Source organism: Paucilactobacillus salsurae (assembly GCF_054784995.1).
In genome coordinates this window covers 117799-135721 of the sequence record NZ_BAAHWX010000001.1, presented here as the reverse complement: position 1 = coordinate 135721, position 17923 = coordinate 117799, and the positions used below count along the sequence as shown (strand labels likewise).

The following is a 17923-nucleotide window of genomic DNA, read 5'->3' as shown; positions in this document are numbered from 1 at the left end:
ACGTCAGTTATGGATAAGGATACAGTATATTATTTTGTAGGAATTAAAGGATCAGGAATGAGTGCGTTGGCACTTGTTTTACATGACAAAGGATTTAAGGTTGAAGGATCCGATATTGATCAATATACATTTACCCAGCGAGGCCTCGAACAAGCGGGCATTAAAATTTACTCATTTAACCCTGAAAATATTCATGAAGGTCAAACAATTATTGCTGGAAATGCTTTTCCAGATGATCATCCAGAAATTATTGCCGCAAAACAACTCGGATTACCGGTATTCCGTTATCATGACTTTTTAGGTAAGTTAATTGATGGTTATACAAGCATTGGTGTAGCTGGTGCTCATGGTAAGACAAGTACTACTGGTTTACTGGCTCACGTATTAGGTGGCATTGCGCCAACAAGCTACTTAATTGGTGACGGCAGTGGAAAAGGGACGCCCAATGCACGCTTTTTTGTTTTTGAAGCGGATGAATATCGCCGTCATTTTATGGCTTATCATCCAGATTATGCCATCATGACTAATATTGATTTTGATCATCCTGACTATTTTGCCGGCATTGAAGACGTTACAGATGCATTTGAAAACTTTGGTAAACAAGTTAAAAAAGGCATTTTTGCGTGGGGTGACGATCAGAATTTAAGAAAATTAGATGTGAACGTCCCAATCTATTATTATGGTACGGGTCAAAATGATGATTTCCAGGCACGCGATATTAAGCGTTCCACTAAAGGATCGAGTTTTGATGTTTACTATAAGGACGAATTTTTAGGTAATTTCACTATTCCACTGTTTGGTGAACACAATGTTTTAAATAGTTTGGCAGTGATTGCAGTTGCTTATTTTGAAAAAATTAATTTAGATGATTTGCAAAAAGAATTATTGAGTTTTCAAGGCGTTAAGCGTCGTTTCAGTGAACGTCAAGTTGCTGATATGACCATCATTGATGATTACGCACACCATCCATCAGAAATTAAAGCAACATTGGATGCTGCTCGTCAAAAGTATCCAGATAAAGAAATTGTGGCAGTTTTTCAACCACATACGTTTACAAGAACAATTGCATTATTAGATGATTTTGCTGCCAGTTTGAACTTAGCCGATAAAGTTTATCTCACTGATATTTTTAGTTCAGTCAGGGAAACGTCAGGGAAAATTACTAGTGCTGATTTGGGCGCCAAAATTACAAAGGGTGGCGAAGTTTTGAAATTAGATAATATGTCACCACTTTTGGATTACCATAATGCTGTCGTTGTCTTTATGGGTGCTGGTGATGTTCAAAAATATGAGCGTGAATATGAAACCTTGCTCAGCAATATCACGCCAAAAAATAGTTAATCATGATATTACTTGCAAGTTAGGCATAATTTGTTACACTGTTTGACAACCGATTGAATTTAATAAAAAGGGGTGGCATGAGTGAACAACTTCAATGAAGATTATTCACAAGCAAGTCGTAAAGTCGTGGGCAATGAGGCAGGCTTGTCTCAATTTATGACACGAATGTACGCAAATATGAGTTTGGCTGTCTTAGTTTCAGCGTTGAGCGCATATTTAAGCATGGGTATGTTTAAACAACAGGTCTTTGGATATTTATCACTACATCCAGGTATGCAATGGGTTTTATTATTGCTACCAATTGGGTTAACGATGGTAATCAGTTTTCGAGCAACTAGAAACCCAGTGATGAGTTTCATTCTATTGATGGTCACTGGTATCTTGTATGGAGTCACATTCTCATTGATTGCAGCTGCCTACACGTCAGCAAACATTGCGGCGGCATTCTTATCGTCATCGGCAATTTTCTTAACGATGACAGTGTATGGTGGTATTACCAAACGTGATTTAAGCAAATTTGGTTCACATGCAATGGCGGCTTTAATTGCGTTAATCATTGCAAGTGTTATCAACATGTTCTTGAAGAGTGCATTGATTACCTACATCTTCTCATATGTTGCGGTATTAATTTTCACAGTTTTAACAGCATGGGATACACAAAACATGAAAAACATTTACCTCAAATATGGTGATCAAGTTTCAGTAAGTGGCCTTGCAGTAATGGGCGCCTTACAGTTGTATTTAGACTTTGTTAACTTATTCTTGAATCTGTTACAGATTTTTGGAATGAGCGACAACAACTAGAGTGCGCAGGGCGACTGGGAGTTTTTGAGGATTAACGTACTAAAAGTGAAATCCCCGGGTTTAGGGATTTTACTTTCAGTGGGTTAACCGCAGAAAACTGTCGCTCGGAGCACGTTTCAACAATAAAAATTAAACAAACTACAAAAAATTGTACTAAGCATCCCCTTAGTACAATTTTTTTATCCCTTAAATTTCCAATCTCATTAACAAACACCAACCCCTATTTTTTGGTACAATAGAACAAGATAAATTCAGATCAAGTCAGGAGCAAAATATGACGAAACAATTATTATTAGTAGATGGAAACAGTGTGGCATTTCGAGCTTTTTTTGCTTTGCATTCACAATTAGGAAAATTTACTAATCGAGACGGATTACATACCACGGCAATTTATGGATTTAACTTGATGTTAGATCATATCTTAGAGGTCGTAAAACCGGATGCGGCATTAGTGGCTTTTGATGTTGGCAAGACTACTTTTCGAACCGAAATGTATTCTGATTATAAGGGTGGACGTGCTAAGACACCACCTGAATTATCGGAACAGATGCCATATTTAAAAGAATTAATTGCTGCTCGTGGCATTAAAACATATGAATTAGTTAATTATGAAGCCGATGACATCATCGGCACTTTAGCTCATGAGGCCGCTGATAATGGTTTTCAAACGACAATTGTGACTGGAGACAGAGATTTAACGCAGTTAGCAACGTCACAAACGACAGTTTCTGTTACTCATAAAGGTGTCACTGAAGTTGAACGTTATACACCGCAGCATGTCGAAGAAAAATTTGGCATCAAACCTGAACAAATTATCGATATGAAGGGGTTAATGGGCGATACTTCAGATAATTATCCTGGTGTTACTAAAGTTGGTGAAAAAACCGCACTGAAGTTGATTCAACAATTTGGGTCAGTAGAAAACTTATACGACCATCTTGATGAGTTAAAACCAAGTAAAATGAAAGAACATTTAATTGAAGATAAGGATAACGCTTTTTTATCCAAAAAATTGGCACGAATTAATCAAGCGGCTCCAATCGAAATTAGTGTTAAGGATTTAGATTATTCAGGTCCGGATGAAGGTCAATTGGTAAAATTTTATCAAGAAATGAACTTCCGCTCATTTTTGGCTAAATTGCAAACGGATCAAACGTCACTTGATTTAAATGATGAAACAGCAGTGGACTTTACCGTTTTGACATTAGAAAATTTGGACAAACTCAAGCAGTTAAAGGATCATGTCAGTTTTTACCTAGAAATGCCGGATGCTAATTATCATACTTCTGAAATGGTAGGTTTTGTCATTGGACAAAAAGACCATTGGTTTGTCAGCCGCGATGTTGACTTATTGACTACTGATGTGATTAGCGAAATTTTAACAAGTAATGATATTGAAAAAGATGTTTTTAATTCCAAAGCAATGACTGTGGGATTAAACCGCTTAGGTGTTAAATTAGGCAAAGTTAACTTTGATTTATTATTGGCCTCGTACTTATTAGATACCAATGAAAATAATGACGACTTAGGTCTTTTAGCTCATGAACATGGTTACATGCAAGTCGCCTCTGATGAAGAAGTGTATGGTAAAGGCGCAAAACGTGCTATTCCAACGGACGATCAGATTTTTTATAACCATTTGGCCAAAAAAACTTTGGCAATCGAAAATCTCAAACAACCTTTGTTTGAACAATTGGATGAAAATGAACAAACCGAATTGTATACCGATATTGAATTACCACTCTCATTTGTCCTGGCTCAAATGGAAATTAGTGGTGTCAGAGTGGATGTTAAAAAGCTTGAAGCAATGGGCAGTAAGCTCCTAGAACGTTTAAGTGAAATCGAACAACAAATTTATCAAGAAGCTGGCCAAGAGTTCAATATTAATTCCCCCAAGCAATTAGGAAAAATTTTGTTTGAAGAAATGAAATTGCCAGTGATTAAGAAAACCAAGACCGGCTATTCAACGGCAGTCGATGTACTTGAAAAATTACGTTCTCAAGCACCAATTGTCGATAACATTTTAAAATATCGCCAAATTTCAAAGTTACAATCCACTTATATCGAAGGACTACTCAAGGTAGTTCATTCGACTGACCAGAAAATTCATACACGCTATTTACAAACCTTAACGCAAACTGGCCGCTTATCTTCAGTAGATCCAAACTTGCAAAATATTCCAATTCGTTTGGAAGAAGGTCGACAAATTCGTCAAGCGTTTGTGCCTAGTCACGATGGTTGGGAGATCTTTTCATCTGATTATTCACAAATTGAATTGCGCGTCTTGGCCCACATTACTGGTGACAAAAATTTACAAGAAGCCTTTTTGGAAGATCAGGATATTCATGCCAGCACGGCAAGAAGAATTTTTAAGTTAGGCCCGGATGAACCAATCGATCGTAACTTACGTCGCCAAGCCAAAGCAGTTAACTTTGGCATTGTTTATGGTATTAGTGACTATGGCCTATCCCAAAACATTGGCATAACACGTAAACAAGCTAAACAGTTCATTGACACCTATTTTGAACAGTATCCAGGTGTTAAGAATTATATTGATACCGTGGTTAAGCAAGCTAAGAAACAAGGCTACGTCGAAACACTGACACATAGACGACGTTATTTGCCAGATATCAACTCCAGCAATTTTAATCAACGTTCATTTGCGGAACGAACAGCCATGAATACTCCGATTCAAGGAAGTGCTGCGGATATTATTAAAATTGCCATGATTGGAATGGAATCGGCCTTGAAAGAAGCACATTTGCAAGCAACAATGCTATTGCAAATTCACGATGAGTTAGTGTTTGAAGCACCAAAAGAAGAAATTGCAGTATTGGAAAAGCTCGTACCGAGTGTGATGGATTCAGCTGTTAAATTAGATGTACCACTTAAAGTTGAAAGTGCACATGGCAAAACATGGTACGATGCTAAATAAGTAACTAAAGGAGTTTTTGTGATGCCTGAATTACCTGAAGTGGAAACAGTCAGACGCGGATTAATGAAAATTGCTCAAGGCCGAAAAATCGTTGGCATAGATGTCCTTTATGGTAAGACCATTACCAATGATGTTGAGTTCTTTAAACAATCGTTAATTGGCCAAACAATTGAACAAATTGATCGACGCGGAAAGTATTTATTGTTTCGATTTTCAAACAATTTGACGATGGTTTCTCATCTTCGTATGGAAGGTAAGTACTATAATCTTGGCGAGGGCCTAACGCCACAAAAACACACACATGTAATTTTTCATTTAGATGATCATACTGAACTTTGTTATAACGATACGCGTAAATTTGGCAGAATGACGCTGGTCAAAACTGGCGATGAAATGACAGTCGCTGGTTTAAAGACAATTGGGCCTGAACCAACAGAAGAGGCATTAACAATTGAGTATCTGACCAAGATCATGCATAAGAGTCATCGCGAAATAAAGCCATTTTTGTTAGATCAAAGTAACGTGGCTGGTTTGGGAAATATCTATGTTGATGAAGTGTTATGGCTGACTAAAATTCATCCACAACAGCATGTTAATTTAGTTCCTAAAAAAGTGATTAAGCAACTACGGCAAAACATTATTGAGGAACTCGCTCTGGCAACAAAAAACCATGGTACTACCGTTCATTCGTATACGAATGCGTTTGGGGACGCGGGTGCGTTTCAGCACCAACTTCATGCGTATGGTAACGTAGGAAAACCATGTGAACGATGTGGCACCAAAATGGTTAAAATTAAGGTTGCGCAAAGAGGCACGACTTTTTGCCCCCATTGTCAAGTGTTAAAGGAAGATGATTAGGGTATGCTATTAGGATTAACAGGCGGCATTGCTACTGGTAAAAGCACAGTTAGCACTATTTTTAAAGAAAGACAGATCCCAGTTGTTGATGCAGATGTGATTGCCCATCAGGTTGTCGCAGTTGGGAGTACCGGATTAAAGCAAGTTATCACGCAATTTGGTAAACAATTATTAAATGCTGACGGTAGTCTCAATCGTACTGAACTTGGTCGAATTGTGTTCAATGATTCAAAAAAACTGACAAAATTGAATCAGATTATGCAACCGCTGATTAAAACAGAGATTCAACATCAAGTGGAGCAGCTAAAACTAAACCATGACCTAATCATCTTAGATGCACCACTACTATTTGAACAGGGGTATGATAAAAGCGTTGATCAAATAATGGTTGTGAGCGTACCAGCGCCAATGCAGTTACAACGCTTGATGGAACGTGATCACATTGATCGATCACAAGCAATGGCCAAAATTCAGTCACAGATGTCTTTAGATAAAAAAGTTGCTAAAGCAACTATTGTCATTGATAATTCGGGAACTGTTAGCGAAACAAAACAACAAGTATTACAATGGTTAAATACAAGATGATTTATTGAAAGTGGGGAATGACACCATGCTGTGTCCACATTGTCAACATAACGGATCAAAAGTCGTTGACAGTCGTCCGTCAGAAGATGGCCAAAGTATTCGAAGACGAAGAGAATGCGAAAAATGCGGTTTTCGTTTTACGACCTTTGAACGAGTCGAACAATCACCGTTACTAGTCATCAAAAAAGATGGTACGCGCGAAGAGTTTAATCGTGAAAAGATTCTTAAAGGCGTGATTCGCTCAGCTGAAAAACGTCCGGTTAGCATGGAAAGCATGACGGCCTTAGTTGAAAAAGTTGAGACTGAAATTCGGACCACCGGCGAAAGTGAAATCAACAGTCAAGTCATTGGCGAATATGTCATGAATGAATTAAAAACGTTAGATGAAGTGGCTTACATTCGCTTTGCCAGTGTCTATCGTCAATTTAAAGACATGGAAGTCTTTTTAAGTGAATTACAAAATATGGTTGATAAGAAATAAAGAGGAAACTAGTAGCAATGACACAAACAAACAACTTAAATCCAAATACAGGGTTCATTATTTGTTTATCACAAAACTACACCCAATTCTCAGAGCAAATGTTGAATCGCTTTTATCAACCCATTTTGGGACCCAATGCATTTAGTTTGTATTATCTATTGAAAACAAAGGTCAGGGCCCATCCCATGATTTCCAATCGTCAAAGTCATACTTTGCTACTTTCCTGGCTAGGGATTGACATTTCGGATTTTCAAAAAGCCAAAGAACGGTTAGAAGCATTGCGGTTGTTAAAAAGTTTTGTTGGTCATGATGGCTTAGGAGAATTTGTAGTATACAAGTTGTTGCCAACATTGCCTGAAGATGCCTTTATTAATGATGATTTACTGAGCGTTTTATTGTTAGAAACGATTGGTGAGCATGAGTACCAACGGTTAATTGATGAAACAACGCAGTTTCAATTTGATACTACTAAACTGATAAATAGTTCAGCTTCTTTTTTTGAGAGTTTCCACATTAACCAAGAAAAAGTTGAAAACATCCCAACTGTTATTTCTGAAAGCCGGACTAAATTTGTTGTGGAAAAGCAACCACATGATGACATTGTCTATTCTAAATTTGATTTTCAATTGTTGAATTCACTGGTTAATAGTCAGGGTGTTTCAGAGGCTGAGATTCAAAAAAACAAACAACTCATTAATACTGAATATAACGTCTATGGCATCGATGAAGTGCAAATGGCGACCTTAATTGTGCAAGCAACCAATGTAGCAAGTAATGAAATTGAACCACAAAAACTAAAAGCCTTGATTTCACAACAGTTTACACTGACTGATAACCAGCAATCGACTCAAATTAAACCGCGCACAGAAGCATCTGACCAAACTGAGTTATCGAATTCAGAACAGGCACTGGTGAAGGCTTGTCAGCAATATTCACCCGCTGATTTTTTACAACAACTAAAAGAACAAAAAAATGGTTATGTTACCAAAAATGAACAGTTTATTTTAAGACAACTTGCTCAAAAGCAATTATTTAGTAATGAAGTCATTAACATGTTGAGTTATTATTTAATTCAAGAACGTGGCGACGTGACCTTGAAACAAAATTTAGTTGATACAGTTGCAAATAGTTGGTCACAGGCTAACGTTGCAACTGCCGCAATGGCAATTGAGCAGATTAAAACGTATCAACAAAAACGAACTCAGCAACAAACTAGTCGTCGATCACGTGGTAATCAAGGCCGAATTAAAGAAACGCTACCTAAATGGGCAGAAGAAAATTATCAAAGTGAGACAAAGCAGGCAAGTCCAAAAGAAATTGAAGAGATGAAAGCACGGTTAGCAAAAATACGACAGAAAAATGATGGTCAGGGGGAATAAACCATGGAAGATGTTGCACAAGAAATGAAAAAAATGATGCAAGAGCGACATTTGGATCCAGAATATGAGCAACTTATGAAACAAGTTTATTCCGATCCTGATGTCGTCTCATTTTTGAATGAGAACCAAAACCAACTCAGTGCACAAAGTGTCACGCGGGGAGAGGCCAAGCTATACGAATTCGTTAATGAAAAAGCTAAAATTGCGCGTCATGAAGATGGCTTTGCACCTGGTTACCGGCCAATTTTAGTGATTAGTAAAAACTTAATTGACGTGTCTTATGTTCCAACCCAAGCATTAGTGGAGCAACAAAAACTTGATCAACTTAATCGGCGCGTTATTTCTGTGAATATGCCTAAATTGATCAAAAATGCGACGTTCGATGCGTTTGATCTAGGTGACAGTTCACGAAACCAAGTTTTTGCACTGGCGACGGATTTTATTGATAACTATACAATCAAGCATCAGCAATTTGTCCCTGGCTTATATTTAACTGGTAGCTTTGGTGTTGGAAAAACCTATTTACTAGGTGCTATTGCTAATGAGCTTGCTAAACATGGTGTCACTTCGACATTAGTGCACTTTCCGAGTTTTGCGGTTGAAATGAAAAATGCGATTGGTGACAACAATACTGGTCAAAAGTTAGATGCGATCAAAAAATCGCCGATTCTCATGTTAGATGACATTGGGGCAGATTCAATGTCAGCCTGGATTCGTGATGATGTATTAGGCGTTATCTTAGAATACAGAATGCAAAATGAATTACCGACGTTTTTCAGTTCTAATTTCACAATGGCAGAATTTGAAAAACAGCATTTGACGGTCAACCAACGAGGCGATGTCGAACCGCTAAAGGCTAAACGAATCATGGAAAGAATTCGTTTTTTAGCTCGCGAAGTCGTCATGCAAGGTAAAAATCGACGGACAAAAGCATAAAAGAGTTTGACAAGCGAACAGATATTTGTTAAGTTATAAAGGTTGAAAGATTAAGCAGAAGCACCCGCTTCTCGCCTTAGTGATTAGGATCGCTGGGCTGATGAGAGAGAATATACAGTTATTTACTGTGATAGCGGGGTGCGTGTGCACTCCGTTTTTTGCTGTCTTTCGCCATAAAATTTGGAGGTGTGTTGCCATAGCTCAAGATATGATGGTCAATAACGGAATTCGTGCTCGTGAACTGCGTTTGATTGATGCTGAAGGAAACCAACTAGGTGTTAAGTCGAAAAGTGAAGCATTACAATTAGCTGAAGCTGCAGAATTAGACCTTGTTTTGGTTGCGCCAAAAGCAAAACCGCCAGTTGCGCGAATCATGGATTACGGGAAGTATCGCTTCGAAATGCAAAAGAAGCAACGTGAAGCTCGTAAGAAACAAAAGACCATTTCTATTAAGGAAGTTCGTCTGAGCCCTACGATTGATACAAATGACTTTAACACCAAGTTAAAGAATGCACGCAAATTCTTATCTAAAGGTGATAAAGTACGTGTTTCAATTCGGTTTAAGGGTCGGGCAATTACCCATAAAGATATTGGTCGAGATGTGCTTAACAAGATGGCTGACGAAACGAAAGATATGGCCACTGTTGAGCAACGCGCCAAGATGGAAGGCCGAAGTATGTTTTTGGTCTTAGCACCAACTGATAACACAAAAAACTGATTGGAAAGTAGGATTTAATTATGCCAAAAATGAAGACAAATCGCGCCGCAGCAAAGCGTTTCAAACGTACAGCTAATGGTGGATTCAAGAGTGCCAATGCTTATACTAGTCACCGTTTTCACGGAAAGACAAAGAAACAACGTCGTCAACTTCGTGGTCTAAGTATGATGGACAAGACAAACGTTAAACGTTACAAGAAGTTACTTCAACTTAAGTAATTTAATTACTTCAATAAATCTTTTAAAATCATAGGAGGATACCACAATGCGAGTTAAAGGTGGAACAGTTACACGCGCTCGGCGCAAAAAAATAATGAAATTAGCGAAAGGCTATCGTGGTTCAAAGCACCGTTTATTTAAGACAGCTAAAGACCAAGTGATGAAGTCATATCAATATGCCTTCCGTGATCGTAAGCAAAACAAACGCAATTATCGTTCACTATGGATTGCTAGAATCAATGCTGCTGCTAGAATGAATGATATTAGCTACAGCAAGTTGATGCACGGCTTGAAATTAGCTAACATTACCGTTAATCGTAAAATGTTAGCAGAATTAGCAATTAGCGATGCTGCCGCATTTACCGCTTTGGTTGATGAAGCTAAAAAAGCAAGTAAATAGTTTTTCAATTAAAGGTTAGAGCAGGCTTGTTCTGACCTTTTTTATTTACATAGAACAAATCAATTGGTTCAATTGATTATTATCGCGTTTTTCAATATAATAAGACGACTAGACAGATAAGGAAAAGTGACGAATGATAAATGAATTTAAGCCAACATGGATGATTAATTCTATCTACAATATCGATCCGAAACAATTAAAAAAATTTGGTATTCGAGCTGTTTTTACGGATTTAGATAATACCTTAATTGCTTGGAATAATCCTGATGGCACTCAGCAATTAAAAGACTGGATGACTCGATTAAATGAACAGCAAATTCCATTAATTGTTATCTCAAATAATAGTGCCGAACGAGTTCAACGTGCGGTAGCGCCATTAAACCTACCGTTTATTTCGCGTGCATTAAAACCATTGGGATACGGCATTAAGCGCGCACTAACGAAACTTGATTTAGCACCCACTGAAGTGGTTATGGTGGGCGATCAATTATTAACAGACATGGTTGCTGCTAATCAGGCTGGTGTTTACAGTATTTTGGTCAAACCCCTAATTAATACGGATGCTTGGAATACCAGCATTAATCGATTTATGGAAAAATTTATTATGAAAAAGTTACTGAATACGTATCACACATTACACTGGCAGGAGGATTTGAATGACTGAAACAACGAAAGATTTGAGATGTATTGGCTGCGGTGCTTTAATACAATCAACTGATGCCAACGAAATTGGCTATACCCCTGAATCAGCAATCCAAAAGGGACTAGAAAAAAATGAATTATATTGTCAACGGTGTTTTCGTCTGCGCCACTACAATGAAATTATGCCAGTGTCACTCACTGATGATGATTTCTTAAGATTATTGACACAGATTCAAGATGCCAATGCATTAATCGTTTATGTTGTGGATATTTTTGATTTCAACGGTAGTGTGATTCCGGGACTTCATCGTTTCGTCGGTGATAATCCGATCTTATTAGTAGGAAATAAAGAAGATATTCTTCCTAGTTCACTCAAACGCAGTAAGTTAAAAGATTGGATGCGGCAACAAGCCAATATCAATGGTATTTATCCTGAAGATGTGGCGTTAGTTTCAGCCAAAAAAGGTCATCAAATTACTAGTTTGTTAAAGCAAATTGAAAAATATCGTCAGAATCGCGATGTGTATGTCGTCGGTGTTACGAATGTGGGTAAATCAACGCTGATTAATCAAATTTTGAAACAAACCACAGGTGTTCAAGAACTGATCACAGTGTCACGATTTCCAGGGACAACTCTTGATAAAATTGAAATTCCACTTGATGATGGCCATCAAATGGTTGATACACCAGGAATTATTCACAATGACCAGATGGCGCATGTGCTTTCAGCCAAAGCACTGAAATTAGTGGCACCACAAAAAGAAATCAAACCTCGTACATTCCAACTAAATGATCAACAAACTATTTTCTTGGGTGGTGTTGCACGTTTTGATTATGACAAAGGACCAAAAAAAGGGTTTGTGACTTATTTTGATAATAATCTCACGCTCCATCGAACTAAGTTAGAGAATGCTGATCATTTCTATGATCAACATGTAGGTGATTTATTAACCCCGCCGACTGCTGATGAAAAAGACACGTTGCCACCACTAGTGCAACATACCTTCCATATTGATGAAAAAAGTGATCTTGTTTTTGAAGGTCTTGGTTGGATTACACTTCCGGCACAAACTAGTGTTTCTGGCTGGGCACCAAAAGGAATTTCTGTCGTGGTTAGACGAGCAATGATTTAATAAAAAAAGGAAAAGACAATTAATGAAATTACGTGGAAAACAAAAAAGATTTTTACGAGCAAACGCTCAACATTTACGACCAATGTTTGCGGTTGGTAAAAATGGACTCACGCCTAATTGGCTTGATCAATTAAGTGGTGCTTTAGATAAAAGAGAATTAATTAAAGTTAATATTTTACAAAATGCTGATGTCGATACTGATGAAGTGCGTGACTATATTGAAACTCAAACCGATATTCAAGTCGTTCAAATTATTGGTAGGGTACTTGTTTTATTTAAAGTTTCGCAAGAAAAAGAATTACGTCAATTATCAGATCAAGTTGCCAAAATTTAAGGGAAGTGACAACTGTGGTGCAGGGTCAAACAACACAGAATACTCAAACAAAATTACAAACTCAAACACAAACAAAAAAGAAACGTCGTGTGGGGTTATATGGTGGAACATTCAATCCAATTCATACGAGTCATTTGATTGTTGCTGATCAAGTGGGACACGCATTAGGACTTGATCAAGTGCTGTTTTTGCCTGATATGATTCCACCGCATGTTGATGCCAAAGAGGCCATTGATGCCCAAACGCGCGTTGAAATGATCCAATTGGCAATTGCGGATAATGCTTTGTTTGGTTTAGAATTGGCCGAAATTAATCGCGGCGGTGTCAGTTATACCTTTGATACCATTAGTGAATTAAAACGACTCCATCCTGACACAGATTACTACTTTATCATTGGTGGCGACATGGTGGCCTATCTACCAACTTGGCATCGAATAGATGAATTGGCACAAATGGTTACATTTGTGGGCATCAGACGTCGTGGTTTTAGCGATGAAAGTAATTATCCTGTTATTTGGGTCGATGCACCATTAATTGATATTAGTTCAACCGATATTCGAAATCGCATTAAAACCGGTCAATCGATTAATTATCTTGTCCCTAAGGCAGTTGAGCAATATATTAAGGAGCATCATTTATATCATGACTGAAATTAAATATGATGAAACAATCATGTCATTGACCCGTGAACAATTAATTGAAAAGTTGAGACAGGCACTTTCTAAGTCGCGTTTTGAACATGTTTTACGCGTGGAGCAAACAGCCATTGAATTGGCACAAAAAAATGGTGTGGATATCCAAAAAGCTAGCATTGCGGGATTAGTTCACGATTACGCCAAGCAACGGCCTGATGAAGACTTCATTCAAGTGATTAAACAACAGCACTTATCAAAAGAACTGTTGGATTACGGTAATGCCATTTGGCATGGTGTTGTAGGTGCTGAAATGATTAAAACCGAGTTAGGGATTGATGATGAAGATATCTTGAATGCGGTTCGCCATCATACAACTGGGGCCCCGGTAATGAGTAAATTAGAGCAGATTGTTTATATGGCTGACTATATTGAACCAGCACGTGATTTTGATGGCGTTGAGGTGGCAAGAAAACTCACCCAAAGTGATTTAGCAGCGGGAGTTGCTATTCAAACCAAACAAACGTTAACTTATTTAATTCAAAATCAACGACCAATTTATCCGAAGACAATTGATACTTATAATGAATGGGTTGCAAAATAGCGTGTGTTGAAAAATAGTTTTTCGAAGCACATTTCAGTAATAAAGGAGAATTTCATGGATAGTAAATCAATTTTAGAAACGGCAGTTAAAGCAGCAGATAGCAAACGGGCAGAAGATATTGTGGCATTAGATGTTTCAGAAGTCAGTTTGATGGCAGATTATTTTGTTATTATGAATGCTAACTCAAGCCGCCAAGTGCAAGCGATTGCTGACGCGGTTGTTGAAGAAGCACATAAACAAGACATCGAAGTTGGCCGTGTTGAAGGCAAACAAGCCGCTAATTGGGTTCTAGTTGATTTGGGAGATGTTATTGTGCATATTTTCCAAACAGATCAACGTTCATTTTATAACTTGGAAAAATTATGGTCGCAAGCACCCCTAGTTAATGTCAGCCAGTGGGTTAGTGAAGCATGATTTATACGAGTTTTGCACAGCTTTATGACGAGTTGTTTGATAGCGAAATGTATCAACAATGGGCTGATTTTGTGATGGCAACTAAACAAGATAATGAGAAGACGGTCTTAGACTTAGCTGGTGGTGCTGGTCGATTGGCCGTTTTATTGGCTCAAAAAAACCTAACAGTTACGGTGGCCGATTTTTCTGATGAGATGTTGAGCTTAGCAGACCAACATCGTGAAAAAGCAAATGTCAACCTTGATCTAGTTAATGCTAATATGCTTGATTTGAGTGATTTGGATCAATTTGATTTAGTAACGTGTTTCGCTGATTCGCTGTGTTATTTAGATGATTTGTCACAGATTACCACTGTGTTTGCACAAGTTTATGAACATCTAGGTGATAATGGTCGATTTTTATTTGATGTCATTAGCCCATATCAAACCGATGTGGTTTATCCTGGCTATATGTATAATTTTGATGACCCAGAACAAAAACGGGCCTTTTTATGGAGTAGTTTTGCAAACGAAACAGTTGAACACGCTGTGATCCATGAGCTGAGTTTTTTTAATTGGAATGACAGCATTCATGGCTATGATCGTGTTTCAGAAACGCATTATGAACGCACGTATGACTTAACAGATTATCAAGCAGCGCTGAAACAGGTCGGATTTAAACAAATTAACGTTAGTGCTGATTTTGGAAAACAAACGGTTAATGATCAAACCACAAGATGGTTTTTTGAGTGTCAGAAATAGGAGTTTACAATGAAAGCTGTGGGACTAGTAACTGAATACAATCCATTTCATAATGGTCATCTGTATCATTTACAGCAGGCGAAGCAGCTAACGCATGCTGACGTTAGTATTGCCGTCATGAGTGGTAACTTTGTTCAACGAGGTGAACCTGCAATATTAGACAAATGGACACGGGCAAATGAAGCGTTGGTAAATGGTGTCGATTTAGTCATTGAGTTACCAGTGGCTGCGGCCGTACAACCAGCACATTTATTTGCTAATGGGGCCTTACGCCTATTGGACGCACTGCAAGTGAGTGATTTGGTATTTGGAAGTGAACATCCCCAGTGGGACTTTAACAAGTTAGTGGCAGCACAGAGCAAATTTCAATCACAAGAATTTACGAAATTTAATGCAACCTACGCAACTCAATTTAACCAACAATTGGAAGCACAAACAGGGTTATCACTGACGGAATCAAATGATATTTTGGCCTTTGGTTATACCCAAGCAAAATTGGCACTTAATTCATCGATTAACTTACACCCGATTTTGCGTCAGGGAGCAGGTTATAAAAGTACTGATTTACCGACACAAGAGCCATTTGCCAGTGCGTCTGCTATTCGGTTAGCAGCAATTAATCAGGACTCGCGGCTCAACGAATTTGTTTCGACACAAACGCTAAACGATTTAGCCGATACTGAATATAATGCAAGTTGGACGCAATTATACCCGTTGTTACGCTATCAATTAACGCAAGCGCCTATTTCATATTTACAACAGATTTATCAAATGTCGGAAGGCTTAGAATATCGATTGAAACAGGCAGCGGAAAATGCAGGCACATTTACCGAATTTATGAAGGCCGCTAAATCCAAAAGGTATACATACTCACGTATACAGCGGGTTTGTTTGTACACGCTTTTGCAAATCACAACTGGCGAGATGCAACGTTGTTATGACCAGCTATACTTGCGCGTACTAGGGTTTAACACTGTTGGGCAACAGTATCTGCATGAGCTTAAAAAGCAGCTAAAATTACCATTAATCACCAAAATGGATGTTGATTTAAAACAGGGGTTGCTGAATCTAGACTATCGTGCAGGTAAGCTATATGAACAAATGAGTCACGTTGAACAAGATATGCGTAGGAAACCCGTGATTAAATAACACCTGTCAAGGATATTACGTTGACAATCAAATTAGGTGCTAGTATAATTAAGCACGTTGCATTAGGGAGGTACGGACTATGAAATGGTCTTTAAACGAGTTACAGAAGTACAAAGACACGCCACTTCACATCGATGATACCTTAGATTTAGATGCTACATTAACTGAACGATTCCCAGAAATGATTTTGCATGTTGATCCTGTCAAAGTATCAGGATACTTGTCATATAAAGATGGGGACGTGATGGTAACCATTAAAGTTGATACTAACTTGACCGTGCCATCCAGTCGTTCACTCACACCGGTTCCATTTCCAACGCAGTTCGAATTTACTGAATTTTATTTACCAAGTTCAGAACATTTGGACCGCTACGAAAAAGATGAAACGGTGATTGTATTGGATAATGAAACGATTGACCTCGATGAGGCCGTCGCCGAAAACATTGTGTTACAAATTCCAATGCGTATTCTATCGCCCGAGGAATCAGAAGGGGCGCCAATGCCCACAGGTCATGATTGGGAAGTTATTTCTGAAGATGACTATGATGATGCCCAAGCGGTAGAAGATAACTCTGTTGATCCACGTCTTGCTAAATTAAAAGAACTGTTTCCTGATCAGGATAATAATGACAATTAGCGGACATTAAAAATGTGTGGATAAAATTTTTAAGGAGGTGGCATTAATGGCTGTCCCAGCACGAAAGACTTCAAAGACTAAAAAGGCAATGCGCCGTGGTCACATTAAACTTGCTGTTCCTGGTTTGGCACCTTGTCCAAATTGTGGAGAATTACGCAAGTCACATATGGTTTGCCCAAGTTGTGGTTACTACGATGGCAAGCAAGTTGTTTCAAAGAACAACTAATAACACCAAAAGAACTATCTCGGCACCTAGGACCAGATAGTTCTTTTTTTGTACATATTTTTAAATGAGATTGAGCTTAATTTGCTAAAATTTGAGAAATTCGTTTGTGGAGTTCTTTAATAATTGCATTGTCAGCAACATGTCCAATGATTTCACCATGTCGTGCATGATAATCATATGTAGGCATGTAAAATGTCACAATATCACCATTAATGCCACTATCAAAGTCAGCGAATGGTAAATAAAATGAGTGATTTGTATGATGCGTTGACGTAATGAGCATGCCCATTACAAAACCAGTGGCAGTATTGTACTGAGCGTTAGATAAAACAATCATAGGTCGTCGTATATTGCCTGTTTCAGGAGAGTGGCCGCCTTCTTCATGTCCGGCATGGGGTTCGGTATCTATCCAAATGATATCACCAGTTTTGGGAACAATCATTAATCAATTTTTTCCTTTCCTTGAGGTGTTTCAGTCCCCATTTTAAATTCCAATTCATTAATATCTTTTTGAAAATCATAGTTAGCTGCGGATTCATTTAACCAAGGATTGTCATTATTTAAAATTGGACGATAGATGAGCGTATTGTCCTTAGCTACTTCTAACTCATATTCTTGATCGTCGGGTAAATTAATACTCTTTGGAATCGTCACTGCACGGGTGTTTCCATTTTTATGAGACTTGAATTTTCCAAATGATTTTAGAGCATCCATAAATGATCACCTATCCTTTTAGAGTTATTATAAAGTAATGACA

The 17923-nt window shown here is 38.1% G+C and carries 23 protein-coding genes and 1 other annotated feature; of the genes, 21 read left to right on the top strand and 2 right to left on the bottom strand.

Annotated elements, in window-relative coordinates:
- The first annotated feature begins 9 nt into the window (after nucleotides 1-9).
- From murC to rpmF, 21 genes are all read left to right on the top strand, one after another.
- Nucleotides 10-1341, top strand: coding sequence for a UDP-N-acetylmuramate--L-alanine ligase (gene murC, locus ACYVQZ_RS00735; RefSeq protein ID WP_461239485.1), 1332 nt, complete (start codon nucleotides 10-12; stop codon nucleotides 1339-1341).
- 81 nt (nucleotides 1342-1422) lie between these two features.
- Complete coding sequence (locus tag ACYVQZ_RS00730) at nucleotides 1423-2145, top strand: Bax inhibitor-1/YccA family protein (RefSeq protein ID WP_461239484.1); 723 nt, start codon at nucleotides 1423-1425, stop codon at nucleotides 2143-2145.
- Nucleotides 2146-2419: 274 nt separating this feature from the next.
- Complete coding sequence (gene polA / locus ACYVQZ_RS00725; RefSeq protein WP_461239483.1) at nucleotides 2420-5080, top strand: DNA polymerase I; 2661 nt, start codon at nucleotides 2420-2422, stop codon at nucleotides 5078-5080.
- Nucleotides 5081-5101: 21 nt separating this feature from the next.
- Complete coding sequence (mutM, locus tag ACYVQZ_RS00720; RefSeq protein WP_461239482.1) at nucleotides 5102-5938, top strand: bifunctional DNA-formamidopyrimidine glycosylase/DNA-(apurinic or apyrimidinic site) lyase; 837 nt, start codon at nucleotides 5102-5104, stop codon at nucleotides 5936-5938.
- A gap of 3 nt (nucleotides 5939-5941) precedes the next feature.
- On the top strand, nucleotides 5942-6523 hold the full coding sequence (coaE, locus tag ACYVQZ_RS00715) for a dephospho-CoA kinase (RefSeq protein WP_461239481.1): 582 nt from the start codon (nucleotides 5942-5944) through the stop codon (nucleotides 6521-6523).
- Nucleotides 6524-6548: 25 nt separating this feature from the next.
- Nucleotides 6549-7004, top strand: a complete 456-nt coding sequence (gene nrdR / locus ACYVQZ_RS00710) for a transcriptional regulator NrdR (RefSeq protein WP_461239480.1) — start codon at nucleotides 6549-6551, stop codon at nucleotides 7002-7004.
- A gap of 17 nt (nucleotides 7005-7021) precedes the next feature.
- The gene (locus tag ACYVQZ_RS00705) at nucleotides 7022-8383 is read left to right on the top strand and encodes a replication initiation and membrane attachment family protein (protein ID WP_461239479.1); all 1362 of its coding nucleotides are present in this window, start codon (nucleotides 7022-7024) and stop codon (nucleotides 8381-8383) included.
- 3 nt (nucleotides 8384-8386) lie between these two features.
- Nucleotides 8387-9319, top strand: coding sequence for a primosomal protein DnaI (dnaI, locus tag ACYVQZ_RS00700; RefSeq protein ID WP_461239478.1), 933 nt, complete (start codon nucleotides 8387-8389; stop codon nucleotides 9317-9319).
- A 46-nt stretch (nucleotides 9320-9365) separates the two neighbouring features.
- Nucleotides 9366-9488: a sequence feature (ribosomal protein L20 leader region), on the top strand.
- A 42-nt stretch (nucleotides 9489-9530) separates the two neighbouring features.
- Nucleotides 9531-10037: a translation initiation factor IF-3 gene (gene infC / locus ACYVQZ_RS00695; RefSeq protein WP_461239715.1), complete on the top strand. Its 507-nt coding sequence runs from the start codon at nucleotides 9531-9533 to the stop codon at nucleotides 10035-10037.
- A gap of 20 nt (nucleotides 10038-10057) precedes the next feature.
- Nucleotides 10058-10255: a 50S ribosomal protein L35 gene (gene rpmI, locus ACYVQZ_RS00690; protein ID WP_461239477.1), complete on the top strand. Its 198-nt coding sequence runs from the start codon at nucleotides 10058-10060 to the stop codon at nucleotides 10253-10255.
- A 46-nt stretch (nucleotides 10256-10301) separates the two neighbouring features.
- Nucleotides 10302-10655: a 50S ribosomal protein L20 gene (gene rplT, locus ACYVQZ_RS00685; protein WP_461239476.1), complete on the top strand. Its 354-nt coding sequence runs from the start codon at nucleotides 10302-10304 to the stop codon at nucleotides 10653-10655.
- 133 nt (nucleotides 10656-10788) lie between these two features.
- Nucleotides 10789-11319, top strand: coding sequence for a YqeG family HAD IIIA-type phosphatase (locus ACYVQZ_RS00680; protein WP_461239475.1), 531 nt, complete (start codon nucleotides 10789-10791; stop codon nucleotides 11317-11319).
- A complete protein-coding gene (yqeH, locus tag ACYVQZ_RS00675) occupies nucleotides 11312-12430 on the top strand; it encodes a ribosome biogenesis GTPase YqeH (RefSeq protein WP_461239474.1) in 1119 nt (372 codons plus the stop codon). Before ACYVQZ_RS00680 ends, yqeH begins: the two co-directional genes overlap by 8 nt.
- A 22-nt stretch (nucleotides 12431-12452) precedes the next feature.
- Nucleotides 12453-12764: a ribosome assembly RNA-binding protein YhbY gene (yhbY, locus tag ACYVQZ_RS00670; protein WP_461239473.1), complete on the top strand. Its 312-nt coding sequence runs from the start codon at nucleotides 12453-12455 to the stop codon at nucleotides 12762-12764.
- Nucleotides 12765-12778: 14 nt separating this feature from the next.
- Nucleotides 12779-13414, top strand: a complete 636-nt coding sequence (locus ACYVQZ_RS00665; protein WP_461239472.1) for a nicotinate-nucleotide adenylyltransferase — start codon at nucleotides 12779-12781, stop codon at nucleotides 13412-13414.
- On the top strand, nucleotides 13407-14000 hold the full coding sequence (yqeK, locus tag ACYVQZ_RS00660) for a bis(5'-nucleosyl)-tetraphosphatase (symmetrical) YqeK (RefSeq protein ID WP_461239471.1): 594 nt from the start codon (nucleotides 13407-13409) through the stop codon (nucleotides 13998-14000). Before ACYVQZ_RS00665 ends, yqeK begins: the two co-directional genes overlap by 8 nt.
- A 54-nt stretch (nucleotides 14001-14054) precedes the next feature.
- Complete coding sequence (gene rsfS, locus ACYVQZ_RS00655; RefSeq protein ID WP_461239470.1) at nucleotides 14055-14414, top strand: ribosome silencing factor; 360 nt, start codon at nucleotides 14055-14057, stop codon at nucleotides 14412-14414.
- Nucleotides 14411-15154, top strand: a complete 744-nt coding sequence (locus tag ACYVQZ_RS00650) for a class I SAM-dependent DNA methyltransferase (protein WP_461239469.1) — start codon at nucleotides 14411-14413, stop codon at nucleotides 15152-15154. The genes rsfS and ACYVQZ_RS00650 overlap by 4 nt, the downstream gene beginning before the upstream one ends.
- 9 nt (nucleotides 15155-15163) lie before the next feature.
- Nucleotides 15164-16303: a nucleotidyltransferase gene (locus tag ACYVQZ_RS00645; RefSeq protein WP_461239468.1), complete on the top strand. Its 1140-nt coding sequence runs from the start codon at nucleotides 15164-15166 to the stop codon at nucleotides 16301-16303.
- A 79-nt stretch (nucleotides 16304-16382) separates the two neighbouring features.
- Nucleotides 16383-16940 carry a YceD family protein gene (locus ACYVQZ_RS00640; protein ID WP_461239467.1) on the top strand — a complete coding sequence of 186 codons (558 nt, stop codon included), beginning with the start codon at nucleotides 16383-16385 and terminating at the stop codon, nucleotides 16938-16940.
- Nucleotides 16941-16986: 46 nt separating this feature from the next.
- On the top strand, nucleotides 16987-17166 hold the full coding sequence (gene rpmF, locus ACYVQZ_RS00635) for a 50S ribosomal protein L32 (RefSeq protein ID WP_461239466.1): 180 nt from the start codon (nucleotides 16987-16989) through the stop codon (nucleotides 17164-17166).
- A 76-nt stretch (nucleotides 17167-17242) separates the two neighbouring features.
- Here rpmF and ACYVQZ_RS00630 read toward each other — a convergent pair whose 3' ends face one another.
- Both ACYVQZ_RS00630 and ACYVQZ_RS00625 read right to left on the bottom strand, forming a co-directional pair.
- On the bottom strand, nucleotides 17243-17608 hold the full coding sequence (locus ACYVQZ_RS00630) for a type II toxin-antitoxin system PemK/MazF family toxin (protein ID WP_461239465.1): 366 nt from the start codon (nucleotides 17606-17608) through the stop codon (nucleotides 17243-17245).
- The gene (locus ACYVQZ_RS00625) at nucleotides 17608-17880 is read right to left on the bottom strand and encodes an AbrB/MazE/SpoVT family DNA-binding domain-containing protein (RefSeq protein WP_461239464.1); all 273 of its coding nucleotides are present in this window, start codon (nucleotides 17878-17880) and stop codon (nucleotides 17608-17610) included. The genes ACYVQZ_RS00630 and ACYVQZ_RS00625 overlap by 1 nt, the downstream gene beginning before the upstream one ends.
- Between the last annotated feature and the right edge of the window lie 43 nt (nucleotides 17881-17923).

Excerpts from the sequence above, each read along its gene's own strand:
- murC (WP_461239485.1), top strand. The coding sequence starts at position 10 with ATGGATAAGGATACAGTATATTATTTTGTAGGAATTAAAGGATCAGGA.
- coaE (WP_461239481.1), top strand. The coding sequence starts at position 5,942 with ATGCTATTAGGATTAACAGGCGGCATTGCTACTGGTAAAAGCACAGTT.
- infC (WP_461239715.1), top strand. The coding sequence starts at position 9,531 with ATGGTCAATAACGGAATTCGTGCTCGTGAACTGCGTTTGATTGATGCT.
- ACYVQZ_RS00650 (WP_461239469.1), top strand. The coding sequence starts at position 14,411 with ATGATTTATACGAGTTTTGCACAGCTTTATGACGAGTTGTTTGATAGC.
- dnaI (WP_461239478.1), top strand. The coding sequence starts at position 8,387 with ATGGAAGATGTTGCACAAGAAATGAAAAAAATGATGCAAGAGCGACAT.
- yqeH (WP_461239474.1), top strand. The coding sequence starts at position 11,312 with ATGACTGAAACAACGAAAGATTTGAGATGTATTGGCTGCGGTGCTTTA.
- ACYVQZ_RS00705 (WP_461239479.1), top strand. The coding sequence starts at position 7,022 with ATGACACAAACAAACAACTTAAATCCAAATACAGGGTTCATTATTTGT.
- polA (WP_461239483.1), top strand. The coding sequence starts at position 2,420 with ATGACGAAACAATTATTATTAGTAGATGGAAACAGTGTGGCATTTCGA.
- ACYVQZ_RS00645 (WP_461239468.1), top strand. The coding sequence starts at position 15,164 with ATGAAAGCTGTGGGACTAGTAACTGAATACAATCCATTTCATAATGGT.
- rpmI (WP_461239477.1), top strand. The coding sequence starts at position 10,058 with ATGCCAAAAATGAAGACAAATCGCGCCGCAGCAAAGCGTTTCAAACGT.
- yqeK (WP_461239471.1), top strand. The coding sequence starts at position 13,407 with ATGACTGAAATTAAATATGATGAAACAATCATGTCATTGACCCGTGAA.
- ACYVQZ_RS00680 (WP_461239475.1), top strand. The coding sequence starts at position 10,789 with ATGATAAATGAATTTAAGCCAACATGGATGATTAATTCTATCTACAAT.
- rsfS (WP_461239470.1), top strand. The coding sequence starts at position 14,055 with ATGGATAGTAAATCAATTTTAGAAACGGCAGTTAAAGCAGCAGATAGC.
- yhbY (WP_461239473.1), top strand. The coding sequence starts at position 12,453 with ATGAAATTACGTGGAAAACAAAAAAGATTTTTACGAGCAAACGCTCAA.
- ACYVQZ_RS00630 (WP_461239465.1), bottom strand. The coding sequence starts at position 17,608 with ATGATTGTTCCCAAAACTGGTGATATCATTTGGATAGATACCGAACCC.
- rplT (WP_461239476.1), top strand. The coding sequence starts at position 10,302 with ATGCGAGTTAAAGGTGGAACAGTTACACGCGCTCGGCGCAAAAAAATA.
- ACYVQZ_RS00625 (WP_461239464.1), bottom strand. The coding sequence starts at position 17,880 with ATGGATGCTCTAAAATCATTTGGAAAATTCAAGTCTCATAAAAATGGA.
- ACYVQZ_RS00640 (WP_461239467.1), top strand. The coding sequence starts at position 16,383 with ATGAAATGGTCTTTAAACGAGTTACAGAAGTACAAAGACACGCCACTT.
- mutM (WP_461239482.1), top strand. The coding sequence starts at position 5,102 with ATGCCTGAATTACCTGAAGTGGAAACAGTCAGACGCGGATTAATGAAA.
- rpmF (WP_461239466.1), top strand. The coding sequence starts at position 16,987 with ATGGCTGTCCCAGCACGAAAGACTTCAAAGACTAAAAAGGCAATGCGC.
- nrdR (WP_461239480.1), top strand. The coding sequence starts at position 6,549 with ATGCTGTGTCCACATTGTCAACATAACGGATCAAAAGTCGTTGACAGT.